This is a genomic window from Streptomyces odontomachi, assembly GCF_024435355.1.
Lineage (GTDB): Bacteria > Actinomycetota > Actinomycetes > Streptomycetales > Streptomycetaceae > Streptomyces > Streptomyces odontomachi.
Map to the genome: position 1 here is coordinate 280,545 of NZ_JAMJWG010000007.1, position 25,853 is coordinate 306,397.

General features: G+C 71.8%; 23 protein-coding genes. 13 read left to right on the forward strand and 10 right to left on the reverse strand.

Annotated elements, in window-relative coordinates; translation table 11 throughout:
- Window positions 1-62: 62 nt before the first annotated feature.
- Both NQO67_RS17550 and NQO67_RS17555 read right to left on the reverse strand, forming a co-directional pair.
- Window positions 63-986 carry an adenosylcobinamide-GDP ribazoletransferase gene (locus NQO67_RS17550; protein WP_255950946.1) on the reverse strand — a complete coding sequence of 308 codons (924 nt, stop codon included), beginning with the start codon at window positions 984-986 and terminating at the stop codon, window positions 63-65.
- Window positions 983-2,176, reverse strand: a complete 1,194-nt coding sequence (locus tag NQO67_RS17555) for a nicotinate-nucleotide--dimethylbenzimidazole phosphoribosyltransferase (RefSeq protein WP_255950947.1) — start codon at window positions 2,174-2,176, stop codon at window positions 983-985. The genes NQO67_RS17550 and NQO67_RS17555 overlap by 4 nt, the downstream gene beginning before the upstream one ends.
- A 295-nt stretch (window positions 2,177-2,471) precedes the next feature.
- Between NQO67_RS17555 and NQO67_RS17560 the strand changes: the two genes are divergently transcribed.
- A complete protein-coding gene (locus tag NQO67_RS17560) occupies window positions 2,472-3,569 on the forward strand; it encodes a class I SAM-dependent methyltransferase (RefSeq protein WP_255950948.1) in 1,098 nt (365 codons plus the stop codon).
- A 40-nt stretch (window positions 3,570-3,609) separates the two neighbouring features.
- On the opposite strand, the gene NQO67_RS17565 is transcribed toward NQO67_RS17560, so the two are convergent.
- On the reverse strand, window positions 3,610-4,878 hold the full coding sequence (locus tag NQO67_RS17565) for a bifunctional adenosylcobinamide kinase/adenosylcobinamide-phosphate guanylyltransferase (protein WP_255950949.1): 1,269 nt from the start codon (window positions 4,876-4,878) through the stop codon (window positions 3,610-3,612).
- A 134-nt stretch (window positions 4,879-5,012) separates the two neighbouring features.
- Between NQO67_RS17565 and NQO67_RS17570 the strand changes: the two genes are divergently transcribed.
- The gene (locus NQO67_RS17570) at window positions 5,013-5,231 is read left to right on the forward strand and encodes a hypothetical protein (RefSeq protein WP_255950950.1); all 219 of its coding nucleotides are present in this window, start codon (window positions 5,013-5,015) and stop codon (window positions 5,229-5,231) included.
- Between the two features lie 357 nt (window positions 5,232-5,588).
- Here the strand turns inward: NQO67_RS17570 and NQO67_RS17575 are convergent, their stop codons facing one another.
- Window positions 5,589-6,737, reverse strand: coding sequence for a S1C family serine protease (locus NQO67_RS17575; RefSeq protein WP_255950951.1), 1,149 nt, complete (start codon window positions 6,735-6,737; stop codon window positions 5,589-5,591).
- A 164-nt stretch (window positions 6,738-6,901) separates the two neighbouring features.
- Entirely contained in the window at window positions 6,902-7,534 is a 633-nt protein-coding gene (locus NQO67_RS17580) for a DUF3043 domain-containing protein (protein ID WP_255951028.1), read from the reverse strand.
- Between the two features lie 297 nt (window positions 7,535-7,831).
- Here NQO67_RS17580 and NQO67_RS17585 point away from each other — a divergent pair, with 297 nt between their 5' ends.
- The 4 genes from NQO67_RS17585 to NQO67_RS17600 all read left to right on the forward strand — a co-directional run bounded on the left by NQO67_RS17585 (window position 7,832) and on the right by NQO67_RS17600 (window position 11,442).
- Complete coding sequence (locus tag NQO67_RS17585) at window positions 7,832-8,638, forward strand: PspA/IM30 family protein (protein WP_255950952.1); 807 nt, start codon at window positions 7,832-7,834, stop codon at window positions 8,636-8,638.
- 20 nt (window positions 8,639-8,658) lie between these two features.
- A complete protein-coding gene (pspAA, locus tag NQO67_RS17590; RefSeq protein WP_255950953.1) occupies window positions 8,659-8,937 on the forward strand; it encodes a PspA-associated protein PspAA in 279 nt (92 codons plus the stop codon).
- A 184-nt stretch (window positions 8,938-9,121) separates the two neighbouring features.
- Window positions 9,122-10,735, forward strand: a complete 1,614-nt coding sequence (locus tag NQO67_RS17595) for a sensor histidine kinase (protein ID WP_255950954.1) — start codon at window positions 9,122-9,124, stop codon at window positions 10,733-10,735.
- Window positions 10,732-11,442, forward strand: coding sequence for a response regulator (locus NQO67_RS17600; RefSeq protein ID WP_255950955.1), 711 nt, complete (start codon window positions 10,732-10,734; stop codon window positions 11,440-11,442). Before NQO67_RS17595 ends, NQO67_RS17600 begins: the two co-directional genes overlap by 4 nt.
- Window positions 11,443-11,534: 92 nt before the next feature.
- On the opposite strand, the gene nadA is transcribed toward NQO67_RS17600, so the two are convergent.
- The gene (gene nadA, locus NQO67_RS17605) at window positions 11,535-12,734 is read right to left on the reverse strand and encodes a quinolinate synthase NadA (RefSeq protein ID WP_255950956.1); all 1,200 of its coding nucleotides are present in this window, start codon (window positions 12,732-12,734) and stop codon (window positions 11,535-11,537) included.
- Between the two features lie 295 nt (window positions 12,735-13,029).
- On the opposite strand from nadA, the gene NQO67_RS17610 reads away from it, so the two are divergent.
- On the forward strand, window positions 13,030-13,386 hold the full coding sequence (locus NQO67_RS17610; protein WP_255950957.1) for a HesB/IscA family protein: 357 nt from the start codon (window positions 13,030-13,032) through the stop codon (window positions 13,384-13,386).
- A gap of 170 nt (window positions 13,387-13,556) precedes the next feature.
- Here the strand turns inward: NQO67_RS17610 and NQO67_RS17615 are convergent, their stop codons facing one another.
- Window positions 13,557-15,308, reverse strand: coding sequence for a hypothetical protein (locus tag NQO67_RS17615; RefSeq protein WP_255950958.1), 1,752 nt, complete (start codon window positions 15,306-15,308; stop codon window positions 13,557-13,559).
- A gap of 300 nt (window positions 15,309-15,608) precedes the next feature.
- Window positions 15,609-15,818: a hypothetical protein gene (locus NQO67_RS17620; RefSeq protein ID WP_255950959.1), complete on the reverse strand. Its 210-nt coding sequence runs from the start codon at window positions 15,816-15,818 to the stop codon at window positions 15,609-15,611.
- 236 nt (window positions 15,819-16,054) lie between these two features.
- Here NQO67_RS17620 and NQO67_RS17625 point away from each other — a divergent pair, with 236 nt between their 5' ends.
- Window positions 16,055-17,029, forward strand: coding sequence for a carbohydrate kinase family protein (locus NQO67_RS17625; protein ID WP_255950960.1), 975 nt, complete (start codon window positions 16,055-16,057; stop codon window positions 17,027-17,029).
- Between the two features lie 47 nt (window positions 17,030-17,076).
- On the opposite strand, the gene NQO67_RS17630 is transcribed toward NQO67_RS17625, so the two are convergent.
- Window positions 17,077-18,462: a cysteine desulfurase/sulfurtransferase TusA family protein gene (locus tag NQO67_RS17630; RefSeq protein WP_255950961.1), complete on the reverse strand. Its 1,386-nt coding sequence runs from the start codon at window positions 18,460-18,462 to the stop codon at window positions 17,077-17,079.
- A 1,354-nt stretch (window positions 18,463-19,816) separates the two neighbouring features.
- Between NQO67_RS17630 and ctaC the strand changes: the two genes are divergently transcribed.
- From ctaC to NQO67_RS17650, 4 genes are all read left to right on the forward strand, one after another.
- Window positions 19,817-20,737, forward strand: a complete 921-nt coding sequence (gene ctaC / locus NQO67_RS17635; RefSeq protein WP_255950962.1) for an aa3-type cytochrome oxidase subunit II — start codon at window positions 19,817-19,819, stop codon at window positions 20,735-20,737.
- Entirely contained in the window at window positions 20,734-22,473 is a 1,740-nt protein-coding gene (ctaD, locus tag NQO67_RS17640) for an aa3-type cytochrome oxidase subunit I (protein ID WP_255950963.1), read from the forward strand. The genes ctaC and ctaD overlap by 4 nt, the downstream gene beginning before the upstream one ends.
- Window positions 22,470-22,868: a cytochrome c oxidase subunit 4 gene (locus NQO67_RS17645; RefSeq protein WP_255950964.1), complete on the forward strand. Its 399-nt coding sequence runs from the start codon at window positions 22,470-22,472 to the stop codon at window positions 22,866-22,868. The genes ctaD and NQO67_RS17645 overlap by 4 nt, the downstream gene beginning before the upstream one ends.
- 201 nt (window positions 22,869-23,069) lie before the next feature.
- Window positions 23,070-24,335 (forward strand): L,D-transpeptidase, encoded by a 1,266-nt coding sequence (locus tag NQO67_RS17650; RefSeq protein ID WP_255950965.1) that lies wholly within the window; start codon window positions 23,070-23,072, stop codon window positions 24,333-24,335.
- Window positions 24,336-24,570: 235 nt separating this feature from the next.
- On the opposite strand, the gene NQO67_RS17655 is transcribed toward NQO67_RS17650, so the two are convergent.
- The gene (locus NQO67_RS17655) at window positions 24,571-24,972 is read right to left on the reverse strand and encodes a hypothetical protein (protein WP_255950966.1); all 402 of its coding nucleotides are present in this window, start codon (window positions 24,970-24,972) and stop codon (window positions 24,571-24,573) included.
- Between the two features lie 265 nt (window positions 24,973-25,237).
- On the opposite strand from NQO67_RS17655, the gene ctaE reads away from it, so the two are divergent.
- On the forward strand, window positions 25,238-25,849 hold the full coding sequence (gene ctaE, locus NQO67_RS17660; protein ID WP_255950967.1) for an aa3-type cytochrome oxidase subunit III: 612 nt from the start codon (window positions 25,238-25,240) through the stop codon (window positions 25,847-25,849).
- The last annotated feature ends 4 nt before the right edge of the window (window positions 25,850-25,853 follow it).

Below are 25,853 nucleotides of genomic sequence, written 5' to 3' on the forward strand. Positions count from 1 at the left end.
CGGGCGACCAACGGCCGGAGGGCGTGGACGGTCGACGGCCGGGTGTCGTGACGAGCGCCTGATCACTGACCGAACGTCATGACCAGCAGTGCGGTGGTCGCCGCGGTCTCCGCCAGGGCGCCGAAGACGTCACCGGTCACTCCGCCGAACCGACGCACGCAGTGGCGCCGCAGCAGGGCGGCGCTACCACAGCCACACAGGACCGCCAGGGCGCACTGCACCGCGTCTGCCGTACCGAAGAGTGCGCCGGCGCCTCCCGCGGCGGCGACCGTCACCGCCGCCACGAGCAGTGCGCCACGCGCCGGCACGCTGCCGGCGACCGCGGCGCCCAGGCCGTCAGGGCGGGCGGACGGCACGCCGGCGCGGGCGGCGAGGGTGAGGGCGAGCCGGGCGGTGGTCGCCGCGAGCACTGCCCCGACGGCGCCCCATGCCCAGGACTCCTCGTAGAGCCGGGCCAGTGCGGCCACCTGGGCGAGCAGCACCAGGACCAACGTGACGACGCCGAACGGCCCGATGTCGGACTGCTTCATGACGCGCAGTGCCTTCTCGGCGCTGCCGGCGCTGCCGGTGTTGCCGGTGTTGCCGGGTGGGGCGCTCCCGAGGCCGTCGGCGGTGTCGGCGAGCCCGTCGAGGTGGAGGCCCCGGGTGAGCACCGCACCGGCCGCCACCCCCGCGACCGCGGCGAGCGGCCCGCCCGCGCCCAGGGCGAGCAGCAACCCGCCGACCGCCGCCGCGCACAGCCCCACGACCAGCCCGGCGAGCGGCGCCCCCAGCATGCCGGCGCCCGCCGTGGCCCGGTCCCAGCGGGACACCCGCACCGGTATGACGGTCAGGATCCCGAAGGTGAACCGCAGCGCGTCGGCCACGGTGGGGCGAACGGGGACGGTGGCGGCCGGGTCGTCCGGGCTCTCCGGGTGGTCCGGGTGGTCCGGGGGTTCCGGATCGGGCGGGGCCGGTGTCGCGGGGTCGTCGGGCGGGAGGGTCATTCCGGCTTCGCGGAGGGGGACCCGGTCGCCTCGGCCGACTCGGTCGCCTCGACCGCGTCAGCCGGCTCGGTCGAGTCGACCGGCTTCGCGGCCTCGGACGTCGCGGCATCGTCGGACGGCTTGGTGTCCTCGGCGGCGGGTTCGACGACCTGAACCTGCGTTTGGGGCAGTTCGGCGGCGAGCGCGGCAGCGGACCGTACGAAGGGGAGGGCCAGCAGGGCGCCGACGCCTTCCCCGACGGTGATCCCCTGGTCGAACAGTGGCTCGAAAGCCATCCGGTCGTAGGCCTTCGCCTGGGCCGGTTCGCTGCTGAGGTGGCCCGGCAGCCACCAGTCCGGCGCGCGGAAGGCGACCCGCTGGGCCACCAGCGCGGCGGCCGCGCTGACCACCCCGTCCAGGATGACGGGGGTGTGCCGCACCGCGCACTGGAGCAGGAAGCCGGTCGCCGCCGCGATGTCCGCACCGCCCACCGCGGCCAGCAGCTGCGCCGGGTCGCCGAGCACGAGCCGGGCCCTGCGCAGGGCGTCGCGCACCGCCGCGCACTTGCGCATCCAGGCCAGGTCGTCGATGGGCGAGCCGCCTCGACCGGTGACCACCGAGGCGTCCGTGCCGCACAGTGCCGCGATCAGGGTGGCGGCCACCGTGGTGCCGCCGACGCTCAGATCGCCGAGCACCACCAGGTCGGTACCGGAGTCCGCCTCCTCGTCGGCCAGTGCGACGCCGGCCTCCAGCGCCGCGTCGGCCTCGGCCGCGGTCAGCGCGTCCTCGACGTCGATCGGGCCGCTGCCGCGCCGCACCCGGTGGCGCACCACGTCGGCGGGCAGCGTGTCCGGGTCGCAGTCCAGGGCCATGTCGACGACGCGTACCGGCACGTCGAAACCGCGGGCCAGCACGGCGACGGGACTGGTGCCGGCGAGCACCGGACGGACGAGGTCGACGGCGGTCCCCGCGTGCCGAGTGGAGACCTGCCGCTCCGCCACTCCGTGGTCGCCGGCGAACAGCAGGACCTTCGGCTGCCTGATCGGGAGTACCGGGCTGGTCGCCTGCGCGGTCGCCAGCCATATGCCCAACTCGTCGAGGCGACCCAGGGCGTCCTCTACCAGCGGCACGCGGCCACGCCGTTCCTCGGCGTCGCGGCGCACTCCGCCGTCGGGTCGCTCGATCAGATCGGTGAAGTCGTCCAGGTTCACTCAGGCTCTCCTCGGATGACGTACGGGCACCCTGGCCGGCGTGCTCATGCGCCGAACAGTACCGGGAGGGGCGCGGGGCCGATGCGGGGCGGCCCGCGTATCCGCCGGGCCGGGTGCACCGGCGGGCCGGTTCGCCGCGCCCGCGCCGCCGGACGTCATTGCGTCGAACCCCTTGATCCCATACGTTCCGGTTTGTAGTGAATTATGGATTGTCCTACGGCTCGCAGGACCCCGGGGTCCAGGGCATCGGAGTGTCTTCAGGCAGCGGGCTGCGGCAGCGGACCATGGAGTCGCCATGCCCCCCACCGAGCAGGCCGTCACCGGACGACGCCCCCCGCACGCCACCGGACCCGGCCAGCGGACCGACCTCCTCCACGAGCCGCGCCGCACCGACTGCCCCTGGTGCGGTTCGACCCGGCTCAGCACCCGGCTGACCACCACCGACCTGCTCCAGCACCGCAGCGGCACCTTCGTACTCGACCGGTGCGACGACTGCGCGCACCACTTCCAGAACCCCCGGCTCACCCCCCAGGGACTGGACTTCTACTGCCGTGACCTGCACGACGGCCTCGGTCCCGCGGCGGCCGAGCGCATCCTGGGCGCCCGGCACAGCCCCCGCCGCCACCGGGCGGCCGCCGATGCGCTGCTGCGCTTCGGCGAGCCGGAGAGCTGGCTCGACGTCGGCACGGGACGGGCCCTGTTCCCGGCCGTCGCCAAGGAAGAGCACCCCTACATCGCGTTCGACGGGCTCGACGCGGGCGCGGTCGTCGAACTGGCCGTCGCGGACGGGCACATCGAGGAGGGGCACCGCGGCACGCTCCCCGAACTCGCGCCCCGCCTCGCCGGCCGCTACGACGCGTTGAGCATGTTCCACCACCTGGAGCACACCCCCGACCCGCGCGCCGAACTGCGCGCGGCCCGCACGGTGCTGCGCCCCGGTGGGCACCTGCTGATCGAGACGGCCGATCCGGAGAGCCGCTGTGCCGCCCTGCTGGGCCGCTGGTGGGTCGCGCACCTGCAACCGCAGCACCTGCACCTGATCCCGCTGCGCAACCTCCACCGCGAGCTGGAGGACCTCGGCTACACGGTCATCGCCGCCGAACGCCGCGCCGCACACGTGCCGCACGACCTGACGGCCGCACTGCTGCTCGCCCTCGGCCGCTGCCTGCCGGCGGCCGGCGCACCCCGCAGCGCGGTACGGTCCAGTGCGCTGCGCCGCGCCCTGCGGGCGCTGCTGCCGCGCGCCGCAGCGCCGGCCGTCGCCGCCGCCCGCGGCATCGACCACCTGCTCGCCCCCGCCGCCCGCCGGACCCGGTTCGCCAACGCCTACCGGATCATCGCCCGTCGGGACCCCGACGACGCGTCGGGGAGTGGGGGAGGGGGAGGCGGCTGACCGGTCCTGACGCGCGTGCGCGGGCGTACCGGTGCGGGTCTCACCCGCGCAGCACCAGCGCCTGGCCCGCCACGACCAGCAGGACGTGCTCGCACTCGGCGGCGAAGGCCGCGTTCAGACGGCCGAGTTCGTCACGGTAGCGCCGACCCGACGCCGTCGCCGGGACGATTCCGGAGCCCACCTCGTTCGAGACGGCCACCAGGGTGCGAGGGGTGTGCCGCACCGCGTCCGTGAGCGCCGTGACCCGTCGCCGCAGCTCCCGCTCGCCGCCCCCGCTCCACTCGTCGTCGTCCCAGGCCCCCACCTCGTCCATCATCGTGCTGAGCCACAGCGACAGGCAGTCCACGAGGAGTACCGGCCCCTCCCGGGCGAGCAGCGGTACGAGGTCGCAGGTCTCCTCGGTCCGCCAGGAACCGGGGCGCCGCTCGCGGTGCGCGTGGACCCGGGCCGCCCACTCGGGGTCGCCGGACCGGGTGCCGCCCGTCGCCACGTACAGCACGTCGGGGAAGGACTCGAGGCGCCGCTCCGCCTCCACGGACTTGCCCGAGCGCGCCCCGCCCAGGATCAGCGTGCGGCGTGGCACCACGGGCACGTCCGGCACGTACGGCAGGGCGGCCACGCCGGGCACCACCGGCGTGCCCTGTCCGGTACCGCCGTTGGAGCTGCCGTACGGGCCGGCGCCCACCCGTGCGCCGTCGGGCACCGCCCGTGCGCCGGCCGCGGCCAGCCGGCGGCGGAGTTCGGCGCCGGGCGGCACGTCATGGCTCAGGTGGACCGCGATCACGTCGGTGGCGGCGCCGACACCGCCGGAGGCACGCAGCCGGGCCAGCGCGTCGGGGCGGCCCACGACGTCGGCGAGCACCATGTCGTACGGTTCCTGACGCTCCGGCAGGCCGGCCGGCGCGGCGCCGGGTGGCAGGTACAGCAGCCGCGCACCGTCCGGGCCGAGCACCTCGTACCCGGTGCCGGGGGCGTCCATCGCCACGGCGCGTACCCGGTGGCCGGTGAGCAGCGCCAGTTCGCGCCCGTCGGGCACCCGGCCGGGCGGCGGCACCCCGGCGGGCACGTCGACGGGCGGGCCGTCGTGCGGGTGGGACAGCAACACCTGTCGCACGTTGCCCAGCGCGTGCCCGGCCCGGGCCGTGGTGAACGGCAGCCCCGGCGTCAGGTCGAGCAGCAGGGTGCCGTCCACCAGGACCGCGGTCGCGGCGCGCGCGTCCTCGCCGCGGGCCTGGGAACAGGCGGCGCACGCGCAGCCGGGACGGGGCATGCCCTCGGGACCGCCGGTGCCGAGCAGAGTCACTTCCACGGGAAGATCCTCCCGCGCCCCCGCCCGGCGTGCGCGTCCGGCTAGGCTTCTGAGGTACGGGCCCGGTGATCAAGGCGGACGAGCACTGACCACCGTCGACGTACCCAAGGCGGGCCACAGATGCGGAGGCTGGCATGACGGCATGGACGTGGCGGTTCGAGAAGTCGGACGGGACGGAGGTCGAGCCGGCCGTCCAGCCCGGGGAGTTCACCACGCAGGGCGATGCGGAGTCCTGGCTCGGCGAGTACTGGAAGCCGCTCGCCGAGGGCGGCGCCGACCAGGCCACGCTGCTGGAGGACAGCACGGTGATCTACGGCCCCATGGGCCTGCACCCCGCGGAGCCCGGCGACTGACCACGGCGCGGCGGCGGCGCGGACCGGGCGACGACGCCGCGCCGACGTGTCGGAGACCAGGTCGCTCACCTGCCGGAGACCTGGTCGCTGCGTGGGCATGGGCGGCACCTGGGGTGCGGGTCTGCGTCCGCAGAGGGCCCGGCACCGCTACGAGGGGCGCCCTCGTCCGGCTCCGGGTCGGCCGCGGCCTGCTATCGCGGGGTCTCGGCGGTCTCCGCGCCGGGCGCATCGCCACGCACCGCGGCAGCGGCAGGATCCGGCGCACCGCGGCAGCCACGACGCCCGAACCCGCCCGAGCCCGCCCGAGCCGCACCGCGGCACCGCCGCACCGCCGCACCGAAGGTCGCCGGTGCGGGCCTACATCGACGCGAGCGTGACCTGCACCGTTCGCTTCTTGCCGTCCCGCTGGAACGTCACCGGCACCTTCTGCCCGGGTTTTCGGTGTGCCAGGGCCTCGGTGAGCGAGGTCACCGAGGTGATCTTCGTCGAGCCGACCCGGGTGATGACGTCACCGGCTTTGATGCCCGCCCGGTCCGCCGCCCCGCCCTTCTTCGCCTTGACCACGGAGGCGCCGTCGGGCTGGAAGTCGTTGCCCAGCACGGTGCGGACCGTGACCCCCAGCGCGGCCCGACCCGAGTTGGTGACCTTGCCGGTCCTGATGATCTGGTCGGCGACCGTGGTGACCGTGTGCGAGGGGATGGCGAAGCCGATTCCGGGGGCCGCGCTGCCGTTCAGGTTGGGGTCGGTGGCGGCGAGCGTGGGGATGCCGATGACCTTGCCGTCGAGCCCCACCAGGGCGCCGCCGCTGTTGCCGGGGTTGATCGCGGCCGAGGTCTGCACCATGTCGACGATCGTGGCGCCCGTGCCGCCCGGCGCGCTGTCGTCCCCGCCGCCCTCGGTGACCGTCCGGCCGGTCGCCGACACGATGCCCTGGGTGACGCTGGAGGCCAGACCCAGCGGTGAGCCCATGGCCAGCACGATCTGGCCGACCCGCACCGAGGACGACTCGGCGAAGGACGCCGCACGCAGCCGGCTCGGCACCCGGTTCAGCCGGACGACCGCGAGGTCCTGGTCGGGGTAGGCGAACACCACCTTGGCGGTCAGCATGCCCCCGCTGCTGGACGAGGAGACCTTGAACGTCTTCTCCTTGCCCACCACGTGCGCGTTGGTGACCACATGCCCCTGGTCGTCGTAGACGATGCCGGAGCCGAGACCCTTGCTGCTCTGGATCTGGACGACGGACGGCAGGACGTTCCTGATCACCCGCTCGTAGGCGTTCTGCAGGTCCTCGGCGGCCAGCGGCGCCGACCGGGCACCCTGCTCGGCCGCCCCGCGTGACGCGCCCGTCGCGTGCCGCGCGGGTGATTCCGACGTTGCACAACCGCCGAGCGGCGCCGCCACGCCCAGGCAGAGGGCGACGGCGAGCGACGGCCGGACGTTGATCCGTACGGTTCGGGCGACGCCCCAGGGCAGCCGGCGACGGGGGAGTGCAGGCGCAGGGTCCATGACCGGAGTATCCCTTCAGTCCGGTCTGTCCGGCCTGTGCTGCGGGTCCGATCAGGGGGTGGCGCGCGCCGTCCCCGGCCGGGGGCTCCGGCTCGCCGTCGCGACACCGCCTACCGCGACCGCGGGCGCCGGCTTCCGGCGCTCGCGGCCGACACGGCCTACGGTCAGGGCTGCTCGCCGCGCTTGACCTGCGGCTTCGGCATCCGCAGGCGCCGCATCTGGAGGGTGCGCATGAGGGCGTACGCCACGGCGCCGCGGGTGGACTCGCCGGCGAAGCGCTCCGCGAGCCGCTTGCGCAACCGCACCCAGGTGACGGCCGAGTCGACGACGATGAGGATGATCACGACCAGCCACAGCAGCAGCGCGATGCTCTGCACCGCGCCCACCCGCACCATGCTCAGCACGAGGATCACGACCGCCAGCGGCAGGAAGAATTCCGCCATGTGGAATCGGGAGTCCACGAAATCGCGTGCGAACTTGCGCACCGGCCCCTTGTCGCGGGCCGGCAGATACCGCTCGTCGCCGCCGGCCAGCGCCTGGCGCTGGCGCTCCATCTGCACCCGGCGCGCATCGCGCTGCCGCTTCGCGGCCTCCTTACGGGTCACGGGCGTGTTGGCCACGCTGCGCCGCTGCGACTGCGCCACGCTGCGCTTGGGCGTCGGCCTGCCCTTGGGGGCCTGAGGGTCACGGGTCTCTTTGGAGGCGGTCGCCGGCGCCTTGGCTGCCGGGGCCTTCTCTTCCTTCGCACGGCTACGGAACACGAAACCCAAGGGTAGAGGGTCCCGGCGAGACGGCAGCTGCCGCGTGGGGAACGATCCGGCAACGCCGAGCGTCTTACCAGTCTGTACGGGGGCCGCACCAGGGCGGACCGGTGCCGCACCGGGGCGGGTTGGACACACGGCGTCACGAGCCGACTCCGGTGGGTGTACCCGGGGCGCCGCCTCCTCCTTACGCGGGAGCGGCGGTGGAGGCAGTCGTCCTTGGGGATGAGCGCATCCGTGCCGGAACAGTGCGGTAATGGATGCAGGGCCCGTACTGTGGGTGTAGTTGGGCAGCTGGAGCTGGAGTCCGTCAGAAGGGGGCGCGCGAAGCCCATGAGCGGTGTCATGAAGCGGATGGGAATGATCTTCCGCGCAAAGGCGAACAAGGCCCTCGACCGGGCTGAGGACCCGCGCGAGACCCTCGATTACTCGTACCAGAAGCAGCTGGAGCTGCTCCAGAAGGTGCGCCGTGGTGTTGCCGACGTGGCGACGTCGCGCAAGCGCCTCGAACTGCAACTCGGCCAGTTGCAGAAGCAGTCCTCCACCCTGGAGGACCAGGGCCGCAAGGCCCTCGCGCTGGGCCGGGAGGACCTCGCTCGCGAGGCGCTCTCCCGCCGTGCGGCCCTCCAGCAGCAGGTCACCGACCTGGAGACGCAGCACCAGACCCTCCAGGGCGAGGAGGAGAAGCTCACCCTGGCAGCGCAGCGCCTTCAGGCCAAGGTGGACGCCTTCCGGACCAAGAAGGAGACCATCAAGGCCACCTACACGGCCGCCCAGGCGCAGACCAGGATCGGCGAGGCCTTCTCGGGCATCTCCGAGGAGATGGGCGACGTCGGCCTGGCGATCCAGCGGGCCGAGGACAAGACCGCACAGCTCCAGGCGCGCGCCGGCGCGATCGACGAGCTGCTGGCCTCCGGCGCCCTGGACGACCCGTCCGGCATGGCCAAGGACGACATCCAGGCCGAGCTGGACCGGCTCTCCGGCGGCACGGACGTGGAGCTGGAACTCCAGCGCATGAAGGCCGAGCTGGCCGGCGGCAGCTCCTCCCAGCAGGCCATCGAGGGCGGCCAGAGCCAGAACGGCCAGCAGGCGCCGCAGGGCCAGCAGCACTCCGACACCCCGCGCTTCGACAAGCAGTAGGTCACGCCGAGGAGAGCGTCATGATCGTACGGATCATGGGGGAGGGCCAGCTGGTGCTGGCCGACAACCAGTTCCCCGAGCTGAACAAGCTGGACGACGACCTGCTTGCCGAGATGGAGCGCGGCGACAGCCCCGGCTTCCGCGACACCCTGCACGCGCTCCTGAACCGGGTGCGTGAACTGGGCGAGCCGCTTCCCGACGACTCCCTGGAGCCGTCGGAGCTGATCCTGCCCGCCCCCGACGCCACCCTCGAGGAGGTCAAGTCCCTGCTCAAGGAGGACGGCCTGATCCCCGGTTGACCCCGACCGCACGGCCGCGGCTGTTCCGCCGCGGCCGGCGCGGCGGAGCACCCGTCCAGCGCCCCCAGCGCCGGCCTCGCCACCGTCGGACCCCTCCCGCCGTGCCGTCCTCCGGCTGCCCCCGCACGCTCCCGCCGGGCGCCCCGTTCCGGGGCGCCGCCCTTCACCTCGTTCCCCCACCACCGTGAGACCGCTCACCGACGTCGGCCAGGCCTGGCTGCACCGCCATCCACTGGCGCTGGACGCCGCCCTGGCGACCGGCGCCCTCGTCTGCATGGTCGCCGGCTCCTTCCCCGACTCCCAGGGCAGGCACGGTCGCCTCTGGGCCACCCACCCCCCGAGCACCCTCAGCGTCCTGCTCATGGTGCTCGCCGCCGCTGCGCTGGTCTTCCGCCGCCGGGCGCCCCAGACCGTCCTCCTGGTCACCGGCACGCTGTCCCTGGTGGAGCTGCTGGCCATCGAACCCCGCGCGCCCGTCGCCATGAGCGCCGTGGTCGCCCTCTACACCGTCGCCGCCACCACCGACCGGTCCACCGCCTGGCGGGACGGACTGCTCACCGGTGCCGTGCTGACCACCGCCGGCATGCTCGCCGGCCCCTGGCCCTGGTACACGCAGGAGAACATCGGGCTGTTCGCGTGGACCGGCATGGCGGCGGCCGCCGGTGACGCGGTGCGCAGCCGACGCGCCTTCATCCAGGCCATGCGGGAGCGCGCCGAGCGTGCCGAGCGCACCCGCGAGGAAGAGGCCCGCCGCCGCGTCGCCGAGGAACGCCTGCGCATCGCCCGCGACCTGCACGACGTGGTCGCCCACCACATCGCCCTGGTCAACGTGCAGGCCGGAGTGGCAGCCCATGTCATGGACCGGCGGCCCGACCAGGCCAAAGAGGCACTGGCACACGTCAGGGAGGCCGGCCGCACCGCCCTCGGCGAGCTGCGCGCCACCGTCGGCCTGCTACGCCAGTCCGGCGACCCCGAGGCGCCCACCGAGCCCGCACCCGGCCTGGAGCGTCTTGACGACCTTGTCGAAACGTTCCGCTGTGCGGGTCTTCCGGTGACGGTCAACCACACCGATCCCGGGCTCGCGCTGCCGGCGGCCGTGGACCTCGCGGTCTACCGCATCATCCAGGAGGCGCTCACCAACGTGCGCAAGCACGCGGGCACCGGCGCGAGCGCCGAGGTCTCCGTCGTCCGCACGGGACGGCAACTGGAACTGACCGTCCTCGACACCGGTCCGGAGCGTTCCGCTGCCCCCGGCAAAGCCCCGCCCGCTGACCTCTCCGGCCCCACGGTCGCCGAGGCCAGAGCCGCTCACGCCCCGCAAGGGGCGAAGGAAGAAACCGCCCACCGGGGGACAGCCGCCGACGGCGAGAAGGTGCCGTGGGGGCACGTGCCCGCGCAGGGACCGCCGCAGGACGCACGATCACCCGACGGACCAGGGCAATCGCGCCGGCCCGATGGGGGTACCTCCCAGGCGTTGAGCGCTGGGGGAGTACATGCCCCCACGACACCAACCCACCCACCCGGCGCCAGCGGCCCTTCGGCACCCCGGCCGGGGGTATCCCCGACAGAGGCGCCCCGGCCAGAGGCACCCCCGACCGCGGCGCCCCCGGGGCCGACGGCACCCGAACCCGGCGAAGGGCACGGCGGCCACGGGCTCATCGGCATGCGGGAGCGTGCCGCGGCACTCGGCGGCAGCTGCACCGCGGGCCCCCGGTACGGCGGCGGCTTCCGCGTCCATGCGATCCTGCCGCTCGGCCCCATCGACCGGGCCACAAGAGCGACGGAGGGCCGCAGGTGACAACCGGGAGCACAGCGCCCGCCGCCACCCCCATCCGGGTGGTGCTCGCGGACGACCAGGCGCTGCTGCGCAGCGCGTTCAAGGTGCTGGTCGACTCCGAACCCGACATGGAGGTGGTCGGCGAGGCGTCCGACGGCGCAGAGGCGGTGCGGCAGGCCCGCGCGTCACACGCCGACGTGGTGCTGATGGACATCCGGATGCCCGGCACCGACGGGCTCGCCGCCACCCGGATGATCAGCACCGCCCCGGACCTCGCGGATGTGCACGTGGTGATCCTGACGACCTTCGAGGTCGACGAGTACGTGGTGCAGTCCCTGCGGGCCGGCGCTTCGGGCTTCCTCGGCAAGGGCTCGGAACCCGACGAACTGCTGAACGCGATCCGGGTGGCCGCCGCGGGGGACGCGCTGCTCTCCCCGGCGGCCACCAAGGGCCTGATCGCGCGGTTCCTCGCCCAGGGGGACGGCGCCGACGACCCCGACCGCCTGCACTCCCGGCGGCTCGACGCCCTCACCGGCCGCGAACGCGAGGTCCTCGTGCTGGTCGCCGGGGGGCACTCCAACGACGAGATCGCCGAGCGGCTTGAAGTCAGCCCGCTCACCGTCAAGACCCACGTCAACCGGGCGATGGCCAAACTCGGCGCCCGCGACCGCGCCCAGCTCGTGGTCATCGCCTACGAGACGGGCCTGGTACGCCCACGGGCGGACTGAACCGGGACACGCCGCCGGCGGGCCGGTGTCCTCGGCGGACCCGCGCAGTACGGGCCCGCCGTCGTGCACGACACGCGGGGGCGCCCGAGCCCCTACGGCAGCGCCAGCATGCGCTCCAGGGCGAGCTTGGCGTAGTGCTCGGTCTCCGCGTCGACCTGGATGCGGTTGACCACGGTGCCGTCGGCCAGGGATTCCAGGGCCCACACCAGGTGCGGCAGGTCGATGCGGTTCATCGTCGAGCAGAAGCAGACCGTCCGGTCCAGGAAGACGATCTCCTTGCCCTGGTCAGCGAAACGGTTCGCCAGCCGGCGTACGAGGTTCAGTTCGGTGCCGATCGCCCACTTGGAGCCGGCGGGGGCGGCTTCCAGCATCTTGATGATGTGCTCGGTCGAGCCGACGTGGTCGGCGGCGGCCACGACCTCGTGCTTGCACTCGGGGTGCACCAGCACCTGCACGCCGGGGATGCGGGCGCGCACCTCCTCGACCGAGTCGAGCGAGAAGCGGCCGTGCACCGAGCAGTGGCCGCGCCACAGGATCATCTTCGCGGCGCGCAGTTCGTCCGCGGTGACGCCGCCGCCCGGCTTGTGCGGGTTGTAGACCACGCAGTCGTCCAGGGACATGCCCAGGTCGCGGACCGCGGTGTTCCGCCCGAGGTGCTGGTCCGGCAGGAAGAGCACCTTCCCGTCGCCGCCGTCCACCTGCCCGAACGCCCACTGAAGTGCCCGGCGGGCGTTGGACGAGGTGCAGATGGTGCCGCCGTGCCGGCCGGTGAAGGCCTTGATGTCGGCCGAGGAGTTCATGTACGAGACCGGTACCACCTGTTCGGCTATGCCGGCCTCGGCCAGCACGTCCCAGCACTCCGCGACCTGCTCGGCGCTGGCCATGTCCGCCATCGAGCAGCCGGCGGCCAGGTCGGGCAGCACCACCTTCTGCTCGTCGGAGGTGAGGATGTCGGCGGACTCGGCCATGAAGTGCACACCGCAGAAGACGATGTACTCCGCGGCAGGCCGGGCGGCGGCGTCCCTGGCCAGCTTGAAGGAGTCACCCGTGACGTCCGCGAACTGGATGACCTCGTCCCGCTGGTAGTGGTGGCCCAGGACGAAGACCCGGTCCCCGAGTTTGTCCTTGGCGGCCCGGGCGCGTGCCACGAGGTCGGGGTCGGACGGTGCGGGCAGATCACCAGGGCACTCGACACCACGTTCGCTGCTCGGATCCGCGTCGCGGCCGAGCAGCAGCAGGGCGAGGGGTGTGGGCTGGACATCCAGGGGCTGGGCGGTGGTCACGGCACGCACCCTTTCTCGCAGGCGGGGGTCTCTTGCCGAGACCACTTTTCGTCTAATTGACGTTATCTATCATAACCCCTTCACGTCACTTTGACGATGACCATCGCGTCGATGTGACGTAATTCCCGAGGGTTCCCGCTTTTCCCCACTCGCCGCCCGAGGAAGCGGGCGGACGGATGTGCAAGCATGGAGGGCAAGCACAGTGGAATCCTTCATAAGAGCGGTCACCGGCCCGGAATGAATTCACGGCCCGCACGGTTGGACCGTCGGCAAGCAGTCTCCGTACTAACCGGGAGAGATGTAGATGTCCGTATCGGACGACACCACCACGGCCACCGACGGCATCATCCTGAGTGACGCCGCCGCGGGGAAGGTCAAGGCGCTGCTCGAGCAGGAGGGGCGTGACGATCTCGCGCTGCGCGTCGCCGTCCAGCCCGGCGGCTGCTCCGGTCTGCGCTACCAGCTCTTCTTCGACGAGCGCTCGCTCGACGGCGATGTCGTCAAGGAGTTCGACGGCGTCAAGGTCGTCACCGACCGGATGAGCGCTCCGTACCTCGGTGGCGCTTCCATCGACTTCGTCGACACCATCGAGAAGCAGGGCTTCACGATCGACAACCCGAACGCCACGGGGTCCTGCGCCTGCGGCGACTCCTTCAGCTGAACCCTCCCGGAGTCGTACGGCTCTCACTCGGGCCACAGCACGAAGGCGGTGCCCCCTAGCGGGGACACCGCCTTCGCCGTGCGCTGTTCGGTCGGGTGATCGGGTCGCATGAACGGTCCCGGTGACGTGCCGACATGCCACCTGGACACACCCGGGGCCGCTCCCGGGCTTCAGCCCTCGCGGACCGTGGCGCCCGTGCTGTCCACCACCTTGCGGTCACCGAGCGCCTTGTCCAGCGTCACCGTCTTCGTGAACTCCTTGGCGATCATGATGCACTTCCTGCCCGGGTCCTTCTGGTGCGCGGTCACGGTCACGCTGACCTTGTCCTGGCTCTCCTCGGCCGCGACGGTGTACTGGCTGCACACCCCGCCGTAGAAGTGCACGGTCAGCGACCGGTCGTGCGCGGTGTAGGAGGTGACGTGCACATGCGTGGAGTTACCGGACGAGGCCGGGGGAGAGGCCGGTGCGCCCGAACCGTGGCCGTCGCCGGGCTCGCCGTCGCCGGACAGGTACGCGGGCTGCACGGCCGGATACGTCAGCGTGTAGCCGGTGTCGGCACCCTTCGGCCGTGCCTCGAACAGCCAGGACGGCACGAGCGTCGGCCGGCCCGCCGCGTAGTGCGTGGACAGACCGAACGTGGCGCCCTGCACCGGCACCTCGACCTGCTTGCCGTGCGACCCGCTCGGCGCCAGGCAGGGCGATGCCACGACGTCCCGGCCGTCCTTGGAGGCCTGCCCGGAATCGGGCAACGCGCCGCGGCAGGCCTTGGGCGTCATACGCCCGGACCCGGACTTGTTGAGCATCTCCAGCGTGGTGCCGGCGCCGAGCACCGGGTACGTCTCGCCCTTGACCGGGGTCACCAGCCGCCCGTTGCCGCCGACCACGGAGCCGTTCGTGCCGACCCGGATGCCCGTCGACCAGCCGTACGTGGGCAGGCCGCCCACGACAGGGTCGACGTTGACCAGCCGTACCGAGCCCTGCACCTGCTTGGTGTCGAGCTTGCCGTCGTCCTGGCCGAGCGCCTTCAGCACGGGCGCGGCCGCCGCCTTCGCGGTCTGCTCGCTCACCGCGGGGCCGGTCCCGCCACCGGTCAGGCCCCCGCCGGAACACTCCTTGCCGCGCGCGCAGTTGTCGCTGCCCGGCATGCTCCGCATGAAGCTCCAGGTGCCCGGGGCCTGCCGGGTGACCTGGAGCGACGGGCCCGAGCCGGCCTTGGTGGCACCCACCTGCCAGCTCGCCCCGGACAGCCGGGGCGTGCCGGCCACGCCCAGCGCCTTCGCCAGCCGGCTCACCTGGTCCGCGCTCACCTCACCCGTGGCGCGGTACACGGGCGCTTCGGAGGGTCCCTTCGGCAGGTCCCCCGCGGCGCGGTACACGGTGGCCAGGCTGCCGTTCGGGTCGGGCTCCCCGGGCGCGATGCCGGGGGTGCCGGGAGCCTGCCCGGAGGCTCCGCCGCCCTGCGGATAGTCGTCGAGGACGAGCGGCGGCGGGTTGCCGTGGCCGGACGAGGCCGCCCCGGGGTCGGTGTCGCCGTGCCCGCCCGACGCGGAGGTGGCGAGGTAGGCGCCGCCGCCCCCGGCGAGCAGCACCGCGAGCGCCACGGACGCGACCATCAGCGGGGAGCGGCGCCGTGTGTCGGCCGCGTCGCCCGGGTCCGGCGTATGCGTCGCGTGCGTCGTGTTCGGTGGGTCGGCCACGTCGTGCGTCCTGCGTGCGTCCGTCTTGCCCGTCGCGTCGGTGTCCGGTGTGCGCTGCCGAGCCGTGTCGTCGTGTGCAGCGCTGACCTGGGCCGCCTCGTCCTGCCCGGCGCGCTGGTGCGCGGGGTCGGATCGTGCCTGGGTCTCCCGGCCGACCGCCTCGCGCGCCGTCTCGTCCCGCGCGCCGTCGTCCGCTTCGTCGTGAGTGGGTCGCTCGGTGCTCACCGCATCGCTCCTTGGTCTGCCGTGCAGTCCCGCTGCCCCTGTGTGAGGTGCCCGGGCCCCGGTAGGAGGGCCGCACCCTTCGTCATTGCGGGACAGCAATGGGACGCCGTCACAGAGCCGCTGGTTCCCCGCCCGGTCGAGGGCACGCGTGCTGCGCACCGGCGAGCGCCCGCTGCGCTCGCCCGGACGCGCCCGATGACCTGGGCATCCGACGGGGCGCACGCACCCGGTGAACGAAGGCTGCGGTGTCCGCCACGCGCGGTGTGGACGCCGCGGAGCCGTACGCGGGCTGACGCCGCGTCAGTCCCCGTAGTCGGACATCGCGTCCAGCAGCCGGGCGGAGGACGGGGGTACCACGACACCGCGGATGCGGGACGGTGGAACGGGGTGCGGGGTGGTGCTGCCGGGCGTCACCCAGTGTGGCACCATCCTGGCGCAGTCACCGCGCAGCGTCGCGAGGGAAGACCCCCATGTGGGGGAGTCGTGACCGCGTGCGTCGGAGTTCTCCATGCCGGCACCGTAAGTCCACGAAGACCGCGAAGAAAGCCCTACTATCGGGTATTTTTGCTTCCGGTGCAGGTCAGCCAGGCCGATAACGCGAAGATCACCTCGGCATGTCGTCCTATCGAACCATCGAACCACGGCCGTCCCCCAGCCGGCACCCGCCGTCCGCACCCGTGCCGAGTGCGGTGTTCAGCACGTGCCCAGCAACCCGACCCTTCACGCGACCCTTCAGGAGTACAGCCGTGCGTATCGCAGTCAGCGGCTCCATCGCCAGCGACCATCTGATGACCTTTCCCGGCCGGTTCGCCGACCAGTTCATCGCGGACCAGCTGCACACAGTTTCGCTGTCCTTCCTGGTCGACGGTCTGAACGTGCGCCGGGGCGGCGTCGGCCCCAACATCTGCTACGGCATGGGCCAACTGGGCACCTCACCCATCCTGGTCGGGTCCGCGGGTTCCGACTTCGAGGAGTACCGCGCCTGGCTGGAGCGGCACGGCGTGGACACCGCGTCCGTGCACATCTCCGAGACGCTGCACACCGCACGCTTCGTCTGCACCACCGACGCCGACGGCAACCAGATCGGCTCCTTCTACGCCGGTGCGATGAGCGAGGCACGCCTCATCGAGCTGAAGACCGTCGCCGACCGCGTGGGCGGGCTCGACCTCGTCCTGATCGGCGCCGACGACCCGGAGGGGATGCTCCGCCACACCGAGGAGTGCCGCACCCGCACCATCCCCTTCGCCGCCGACTTCTCCCAGCAGATCGCGCGCATGGACGGCGACGAGATCCGCACCCTGATGGACGGCGCCGCCTACCTGTTCTCCAACGAGTACGAGAAGGGGCTCATCGAGTCCAAGACCGGCTGGAGCGACGAGGAGATCCTGGGCAAGGTCGGCCACCGCGTCACCACCCTCGGCGCGCGCGGCGTGCGGATCGAGTCCGCCGGGGAGGACCCCATCGAGGTGGGCGTCCCGAAGGAGGAGGCCAAGGCCGACCCCACCGGGGTCGGTGACGCCTTCCGCGCGGGCTTCCTATCCGGCCTGGTCTGGAACGTCGGCCTGGAACGCGCCGCCCAGCTCGGCTGCATGCTGGCCACCCTGGTCATCGAGACGGTGGGGCCCCAGGAGTACGAGCTGCGCCGCGACCACTTCATGGAGCGGTTCACCACGGCCTACGGCGAGCAGGCCGCGGACGAGGTGCGCGCGCACCTCAAGTGACGCCGGCGGACGCGCCGGCAGCACGTCAGGAGGACCGCGGCAGCACGTCAGGAGGACCGGCGGACCGTGTAGGCGACACCAGGGTCCGCCGGTTCCTCACCCACATACGTCTGGCCCCGCATCCCGCACCAGGCGGGGATGTCCAGACGGGCCGCCGCGTCGTCCGAGAGCACCGTCACCGTTCCGCCGACCGGCACGTCCCCGATCACCTTGGCCAGCTCGATCACCGGAATCGGGCAGAGCTTGCCGCGCGCGTCCACCACCAGCGACGCGGGTTCGGGGTCGGCCGGCGGCACGGGTGAGGAAGGCGCGCCCAGCTTCTCGCGCACCGTGGCCACCACCCCGGGCAGCACACCCAGGAACCGTTCGACGTCCTCCTCCGCCGTGCCGGTCGGCAACGACACCCGCACGTTGCCCTCGCTCAGCACCCCCATCGCCTTGAGCACATGGCTCGGCGTCAGCGTGCTGCTCGTGCAGGACGAACCCGACGACACCGAGAAACCGGCCCGGTCCAGCTCATGCAGCAGGGTCTCTCCATCGACATAGAGACACGAGAACGTGACCAGGTGCGGCAGCCTGCGCACCGGGTCGCCCACCACCTCCACATCCGGCACCACGGCAGGCACCCGCGCCCGGATCCGCTCCGTCAACACCCGCAACCGGGCCGCTTCCGCCGCCGCCTCACCGCGCACGGCGCGCAGCGCGGCAGCGGCCGCCACGATCGCCGGAACGTTCTCGAAGCCCGCGGCACGCCCCGACTCGCGCTCGTCGTGCGGTCCCGGTGGCGCGAACCGGGTCCCCTTGCGGACGACGAGCAGCCCGACACCCGCCGGGCCACCCCACTTGTGCGCGCTCGCGGTCAGCAGCGACCAGGTGCCGGGCACCGCGCCCCACGGCAACGACTGCGCCGCGTCCACCAGCAACGGCACATCCGCGGCGCGGCAGGCGCCGGCCACCTCGTCGACCGGCTGTACGGTGCCGACCTCGTGGTTGGCCGACTGGAGGCAGGCCACCGCGGTGTCGGGGCGCAGGGCGTGCGCGAACGCGTCGGGGGAGACGGCGCCGGCACGGTCCACCGGGACCTCGGTGACGGTGCCGCCGTCGGACTCGTGCAGCTCGGCGCCGTGCAGCACCGCCGAGTGTTCGACGGCGGAGACCACCAGATGGCGGCCGGTGCGGCGGCGGCCGGCCAGCGCGCCGGCGAGCGCGGTGTGCACGGCGCGGGTGCCGGACGAGGTGAACACCAGCTCGTCCGGCCGGCAACCGACGGCCTCCGCGGCGGTCTCGCGAGCCGCGTCCAGCAGCATCCGGGCGCGGCGACCCTCCCGGTAGAGCCGGGCGGGGTCCGCCCAGCCCTCGTCCAGCGCGGCGTGCAGGGCCTGACGGGCGACGGGGTGCAGAGGTGCGGTGGAGGCGGCGTCGAAGTACGGCACGATGCGTACGGTAACCCGGGCCCGGGAGCGCCCCGGCCCGCCAGCCACCCCGGCCGCCACTTTGTCCTGCGGACGGCCTCCCTTCTCCTGCGGACGGCCTCCCTTCTCCTGCGGAGGGCTCCCTTCTCCTGCGGAGGACCCGCTCTCCTGCGGATTGCCTGCTTATCTCGTGCGGAGGACCCGCTCTCCTGCGGAGGCCCGCTCTCCTGTGGGGCCCCTTCTCCTGCGGGGCGCCGCCCGTAGAGCGGCGCCGCGCCCCTTTGCTGCCGGGGCCCCTCCTCCTGCGGGGGCTCCCTTCTCCTGCGGAGGGCTTCCCTTCTCCTGTGGGGGGCGCCCTTCTTCTGCGGGGGGCTTCCCTTCTTCTGCGGGGGGGGGCTTCCCTGCTCCTGTGGGGGCTCGACTCTCCTGCGGAGCCCCTCCTCCTGCGGAGGCCCCCTCTCCCGCAGAGGCCCCCCTCTCCTGCGGAGGGCTCCCACGGCTTCGGTGCGCGCCGGTGGTGGACTGCCGGTTTCGTACGTCTGTTTGCGCAGTTCCCCGCGCCCCTGAGCGTGGGCGTCCTTGGCCTTGAGGGTGCCGGTCCTGCGGCCTGTGGGTGGGGCAGCGAGCGGTGCCGTGGCTGGTTTCTTATGAGCCGCCTTCTTATAAGCCGCCCGCACGGGCGGCGGGTACGCAGGGGCGCGCGCACGAGCAGGCGCGCACGAGCAGGCGCCTCGGCGGCCAGGGGCGCGTGCCAAGCAGAGGTGCGGGGCGGGGCATTTGCGGCTCGGTGCTCCTTGGGTAGGTGCCCGTCGAACCGAGGGCGTCCGACCTCAGGGGCGCGGGGAACTGCGCGACCGACCACGACGGGACCGTCAGGTCGCCACCGTCCCGAAGGGGCAGTTCCTGTCGCGGCTCCGCGCCGGAGCCGTAGATCGCCAAGATCCCGCGGCCCCCTGTTCCTGGGCATCGGACCGCCTCCGCGGGCCCTGTGGCGAGCCCGGCCCCGGGGGCGCGGCGGGTCTCGTCACCACCCGCGCGTGCGGGCGGGAAATGAAAAGAACGCGACCGGGGGCACCCCGCGGCGCGTTGGGCACCCCCTCCTCGCGCAGGCCTGAATTGCGTCCAGTAGGGTTTGCTCCGCATAAACATCCAAACCCTGCCCGTGTGCGGGACGGCGACCGACCAGCGGGAAGGCCGCAGCCGAAATGCGCGGGCGAGACTCTCGGGAAGGCGCTACGTGAGTCCCAACGGCTCCGACCTCCCCCGCACCTCAGAGGGCTCCCCCACTGCCCTCACGGGCGTGGGTGGGGGCACCCCCATGCCCATTAGGCGATGGGGGAGTACCCCCAGCGGTACCCCCGCCTCGCGGCGCCCGATGCGGCGGAGGCTGCCGCAGGTGCTGACTGCGGGCCTGATCCTCGTGACCGCCACCGGTTGCACATACAAGGATTTCCCCCGCCTCGGCCTGCCCACCCCCGCCACGGAGGAGGCGCCACGCGTCCTCTCCCTGTGGCAGGGCTCCTGGGCCGCGGCGCTCGCTGTGGGCGTGCTCGTCTGGGGCCTGATCCTGTGGGCCGCCATCTTCCACCGGCGCAGCCGCACCAAGGTCGAGGTGCCCCCTCAGACCCGGTACAACATGCCCCTCGAGGCGCTGTACACGGTGGTCCCCATCATCATCGTCTCGGTGCTCTTCTACTTCACCGCGCGCGATGAGTCCAAGCTCCTCGGGCTCTCCGACAAGCCGGCCCACACCATCAACGTGGTCGGCTACCAGTGGAGCTGGGGCTTCAACTACGTGGAGGACGTGAAGGGCTCCACCGGTGACGCCAAGACGGCCAAGGAGCTGGCCGCCATTCCGGACCGGTTCAAGGAAGACTTCCCGGCCCACGCAGGCGGCGTCTACGAGGTCGGCACGCCGGGCGAGCGCAATCCGCAGAACAACAACCCCGGCCCCACCCTCTGGCTCCCCAAGGGCGAGAAGGTCCGCTTCGTGCTGACCTCGCGGGACGTCATCCACTCCTTCTGGGTGCTGCCGTTCCTCATGAAGATGGACGACATCCCGGGCCACACCAACTCCTTCGAAGTGACCCCGACGAAGGAGGGCACCTTCCGTGGCAAGTGCGCCGAACTGTGCGGCGTCGACCACTCCCGGATGCTCTTCAACGTGAAGGTCGTCTCTCCCGAGCGTTACCAGAAGCACCTCCAGGAGCTCGCGGCGAAGGGGCAGACCGGGTACGTCCCGGCGGGTATCGCCCAGACGAGCCATGAGAAGAACCGGGAGACGAACAACCTGTGAGCATCATCGACGAACCCCAACGCGGCACCGGGTCGCCTTCGGAGACGTACGAGAGCCAGCTCCCGGTGCGGCGCAGGCAGCCCGGTGGCGCCGTCGTCAAGTGGCTCACCACCACCGACCACAAGACGATCGGCACCCTCTACCTGGCCACGTCGTTCGCGTTCTTCCTCATCGGCGGCGTGCTGGCCCTCTTCATGCGTGCCGAGCTCGCCCGTCCGGGTGAGCAGATCATGTCGAACGAGCAGTTCAACCAGGCGTTCACGATGCACGGCACGATCATGCTGCTGATGTTCGCGACGCCGCTGTTCGCCGGCTTCGCGAACTGGATCATGCCGCTCCAGATCGGCTCGCCCGATGTGGCGTTCCCGCGGCTGAACATGTTCGCCTACTGGCTGTACCTGTTCGGCTCGCTCATCGCGGTGGGTGGCTTCCTCACCCCCGACGGCGCCGCCGACTTCGGCTGGTTCGCCTACTCGCCGCTGTCGGACGCGGTCCGCTCGCCGGGCGTCGGCGCCGACATGTGGATCATGGGTCTGGCCTTCTCCGGCTTCGGCACCATCCTCGGCTCGGTCAACTTCATCACCACCATCATCTGCATGCGCGCTCCCGGCATGACGATGTTCCGCATGCCGATCTTCGTGTGGAACGTGCTGCTGACCGGTGTGCTGGTGCTGCTCGCCTTCCCCGTGCTGGCCGCCGCGCTGCTGGCGCTGGAGGCCGACCGCAAGTTCGGCGCTCATGTGTTCGATGCGGCCAACGGTGGGGCCTTGCTCTGGCAACACCTCTTCTGGTTCTTCGGCCATCCAGAGGTGTACATCATCGCCTTGCCGTTCTTCGGCATCATCTCCGAGGTCATCCCGGTCTTCAGCCGCAAGCCGATGTTCGGCTACGGCGGTCTGATCGGCGCCACCATCGCCATCGCCGGCCTGTCCGTGACGGTGTGGGCGCACCACATGTACGTCACCGGTGGCGTGCTGCTGCCGTTCTTCTCCTTCATGACCTTCCTGATCGCGGTGCCCACCGGTGTGAAGTTCTTCAACTGGCTAGGCACCATGTGGAAGGGCTCGTTGTCCTTCGAGACACCGATGCTCTGGTCGGTCGGCTTCCTGATCACGTTCCTCTTCGGCGGTCTGACCGGCATCATCCTGGCCTCGCCGCCGATGGACTTCCACATCTCCGACTCGTACTTCGTCGTCGCGCACTTCCACTACGTCGTCTTCGGCACCGTGGTCTTCGCGATGTTCGCCGGCTTCCACTTCTGGTGGCCGAAGTTCACCGGCAAGATGTTGGACGAGCGGCTCGGGAAGATCACCTTCTGGACGCTGTTCATCGGCTTCCACGGCACGTTCCTCGTCCAGCACTGGCTGGGCGCGGAGGGCATGCCGCGGCGCTACGCGGACTACCTGGCGGCGGACGGCTTCACCACGCTGAACACCATCTCCACCATCAGCTCCTTCGTCCTCGGCGCGTCGATGCTGCCGTTCCTCTACAACGTCTGGAAGACCGCCAAGTACGGCAAGAAGGTCGGCGTCGACGACCCGTGGGGCTTCGGCCGCTCCCTGGAGTGGGCGACCAGTTGCCCGCCGCCGCGGCACAACTTCCTCACGCTGCCGCGTATCCGCAGTGAGTCCCCGGCCTTCGACCTGCACCACCCGGAGATCTCCGCGCTCGACCAGCTGGAGAACGTCCCGGCCGGCGTCGGCGGCAGCACGGGCGGTAAGGAGGCCGGAAAGTGAAGATCCAGGGCAAGATGTTCCTCTGGCTCGCCGTCTTCATCCTGACCATTGCCGTGGTCTACGGCCTCTGGTCGAAGGAGCCGGCCGGCACCACCGCCCTGTTCCTGGCGTTCGGCCTGAGCGTCATGATCGGCTACTACCTGGCCTTCACGGCCCGGCGGGTCGACGCGGGCGCGCAGGACAACAAGAACGCGGACGTCGCGGACGACGCCGGTGAGGTGGGCTTCTTCAGCCCGCACAGCTGGCAGCCGCTCGCCCTCGCGATCGGCGGCGCGCTCGCCTTCATGGGAATCATCTTCGGCTGGTGGCTGCTGTACTTCTCGTTGCCGATCATCCTCGTCGGCCTGTTCGGCTGGGTATTCGAGTACTACCGCGGTGAGAACCAGAACCAGTGAGCCACGGCGGCCCACGCGTACGGTGCCGGCTTGCCGCGCCCCGTACGCCGTGACCACCGGCCGCGGCTGACGTCGAGCAGCCACGGGCCCGGACCCTCCTCCAAGGAGCGTCCGGGCCCGTCCGTTTGCCCGGGTGGGCCCCGCCACTCGATCAGCTCACTGACCGCGCCGTCCCGGGCGATCCTCCCTAGCGTGAAACGCATGAACGAGTCAGCGCGTACCCGCATGGTATGGAGCTGTTCGCTGCTGGTGGCCGCCCTCACTGCAGCCACCGCGGCCTGCAGCTCCGGTAACCAGCTCACGGCCGAGCCCTACGACGCGGCGTCCCAGATCGCGTTGGGTGGCCTCAAGGACGGCGGCACGGCCGATCCGGACAAGCCCCTGGAAGTCACCTCACGCGGCGACGGCGGACGCATCACCGACGTCACCGCGCACGACGAGTCGGGCCGCTACGTGGCAGGCAAACTGTCCGACGACGGCCGCCACTGGCGCAGTACCGCAACCCTGGCCGCCGGCGCCCACTACACCGTCAGGGTCAGCACCGAGAACAGCGACGGCGAACCCGGCCGCAAGGTCCTCAGCTTCGACACCGGACACCCCCAGCACGCGACGAAGAAGCTGACGGTGGCCTTCGGGCCCAAGGCCGGCGAGTACGGCGTGGGGCAGCCCATCACCGCCAAGCTGAGCGCCCCCGTCCACGACCGGGCCGCCAGGATCACCGTGGAGCGCGCCCTCGGCGTGCAGTCCGAGCCCGCGGTCGAGGGCAGCTGGTACTGGGTGGACGCCAAGACGCTGCACTACCGGCCGCGCGAGTACTGGCCGGCGCACGCCACCATCCAGGTGCGCAGCGGCCTGAAGGGCATGCGGATCGACGACAGCCTGTGGGGCGGCGACTCCAAGCCGCTGAAGGTCACCACCGGCGACCGCATAGAAGCGGTCACCAACGCCAGTGACCACACCCTGACCGTCTACCGCAACGGCGAGGACATCAAGGACATCCCCGTGACCACCGGCAAGCCGGGCTTCGAGACCCGCAACGGCATCAAGGTGGTCCTGGAGAAGCAGTCCTTCGTCCAGATGAAGAGCTCCACCGTCGGCATCGCCGAGGGCAGCGGCGACTCGTACGACCTTCCGGTGCACTGGGCCACCCGGGTCACCTGGAGCGGCGAGTACGTACACGCAGCGCCCTGGTCGGAGGGCTCGCAGGGCTCCGCCAACGTCAGCCACGGCTGCACCGGCATGAGCACCGAGAACGCGGAGTGGTTCTACAACACGGTGCGCGAGGGCGACATCGTGCGGGTGGTGGGCAGCGACGGCGAGACCATGACCCCGTTCGACAACGGCTACGGCGACTGGAACCTGGGCTGGGCCAAATGGCGCGAGGGCAGCGCGCTGCTGGGCGGCGGCAACGCGGACCCGGGCCAGCAACAGGCCGAAGCGACGGCTCGCCTTCGCCCGGAGGTCTGACCCCCGGGACCCCTGCGGCGACGGCCGCCACGTCGCACTCAAAGGGGCGCGGGGAACTGCGCGACCAGCCCACCACCGGCCGGTGGTCCGGACACGACGGAAACGGCCCCTTCGGGCCGGTGACGACCCGCAGGGTCACGTCGTGGCTGGTCGCGCAGTTCCCCGCGCCCCTTAACGTGCGCACCCGGCGCCGCAAAGGCGCCGTGAGTGCGCACCGGCGCCGCTAGGGCACCGTCTACGCCTCGACGGCGAGCCGCGACCGCAGCAGACCGGCGAGCGCGTCGGCGAACTCGACGGGCTCGACCGGCAGCGTCACCGCCGCGTCCGCCCGGCTCCAGGTGGCCAGCCACGCGTCCTGCGGGCGGCCGATGAGCAGCAGGACCGGCGGGCAGCGGAAGATCTCGTCCTTGATCTGCCGGCATACGCCCATGCCGCCCGCGGGCACCGCCTCGCCGTCCAGCACACAGACGTCGATGCCGCCCTGGCCCAGCTCCTTGAGCACGGCGGGCAGGGTCGCGCACTCCACGAACTCCACCTCGGGCACATCGGTGGCCGGCCTGCGGCCCGTCGCGAGGCGCACCTCCTCGCGGGTGCGGGCGTTGTCGCTGTAGACCAGCACCGTGGCGGTGGCCTGCATGGCTCCTCCGGCTTTCTCGGCGGCTTCCGGGCGGCTGCCCGGCGGCTCTCCCCGTGGGGGCACCTCCCACGCCCGTTCAGGGCAGTGGGGGACCTCGAGCGAGCGCACCGGACCCCGATGTCGCGGATGCTACTCCCTCAGCTCCCCGGTCAACACGGCGTCCCACCCTGTACGGGCCTGACCGGAGCGGCCGCACACGCGCACGGACACACCGAACGGCACCCCCCGGAGTGAGTGCAAGATAAGCGACCGACATAATGACGGCGTGGCGACAGCAACGACAGTAGAAACCGGACACGCGCACCCGACGGTGAACCGGCCGAACCTCACCAGTGTCGGAACCATCATCTGGCTGAGTTCCGAGCTGATGTTCTTCGCGGCCCTTTTCGCGATGTACTTCACCCTTCGATCGGTGACCGGGCCCGATCACTGGAAGGCGATGGCGGACTCGCTGAACATTCCGTTCTCGGCGACCAACACGACCATCCTGGTGCTCTCCTCGCTCACCTGCCAGCTCGGCGTCTTCGCCGCCGAGCGCGGTGACGTGAAGAAGCTGCGCGGATGGTTCATCGTCACCTTCATCATGGGTGCGATCTTCATCGGCGGTCAGATCTTCGAGTACACCAACCTGGTCAAGGAGGACGGCATCTCGCTCTCCTCCGACCCGTACGGTTCGGTGTTCTACCTGACCACCGGCTTCCACGGGCTGCACGTGACGGGCGGACTCATCGCCTTCCTGCTGCTCCTCGGCCGCACCTACGCGGCCCGCAGGTTCACCCACTCCCAGGCCACGGCCGCCATCGTCGTGTCGTACTACTGGCACTTCGTCGATGTGGTCTGGATCGGCCTCTTCGCCACGATCTACCTGATCAAGTAATCGG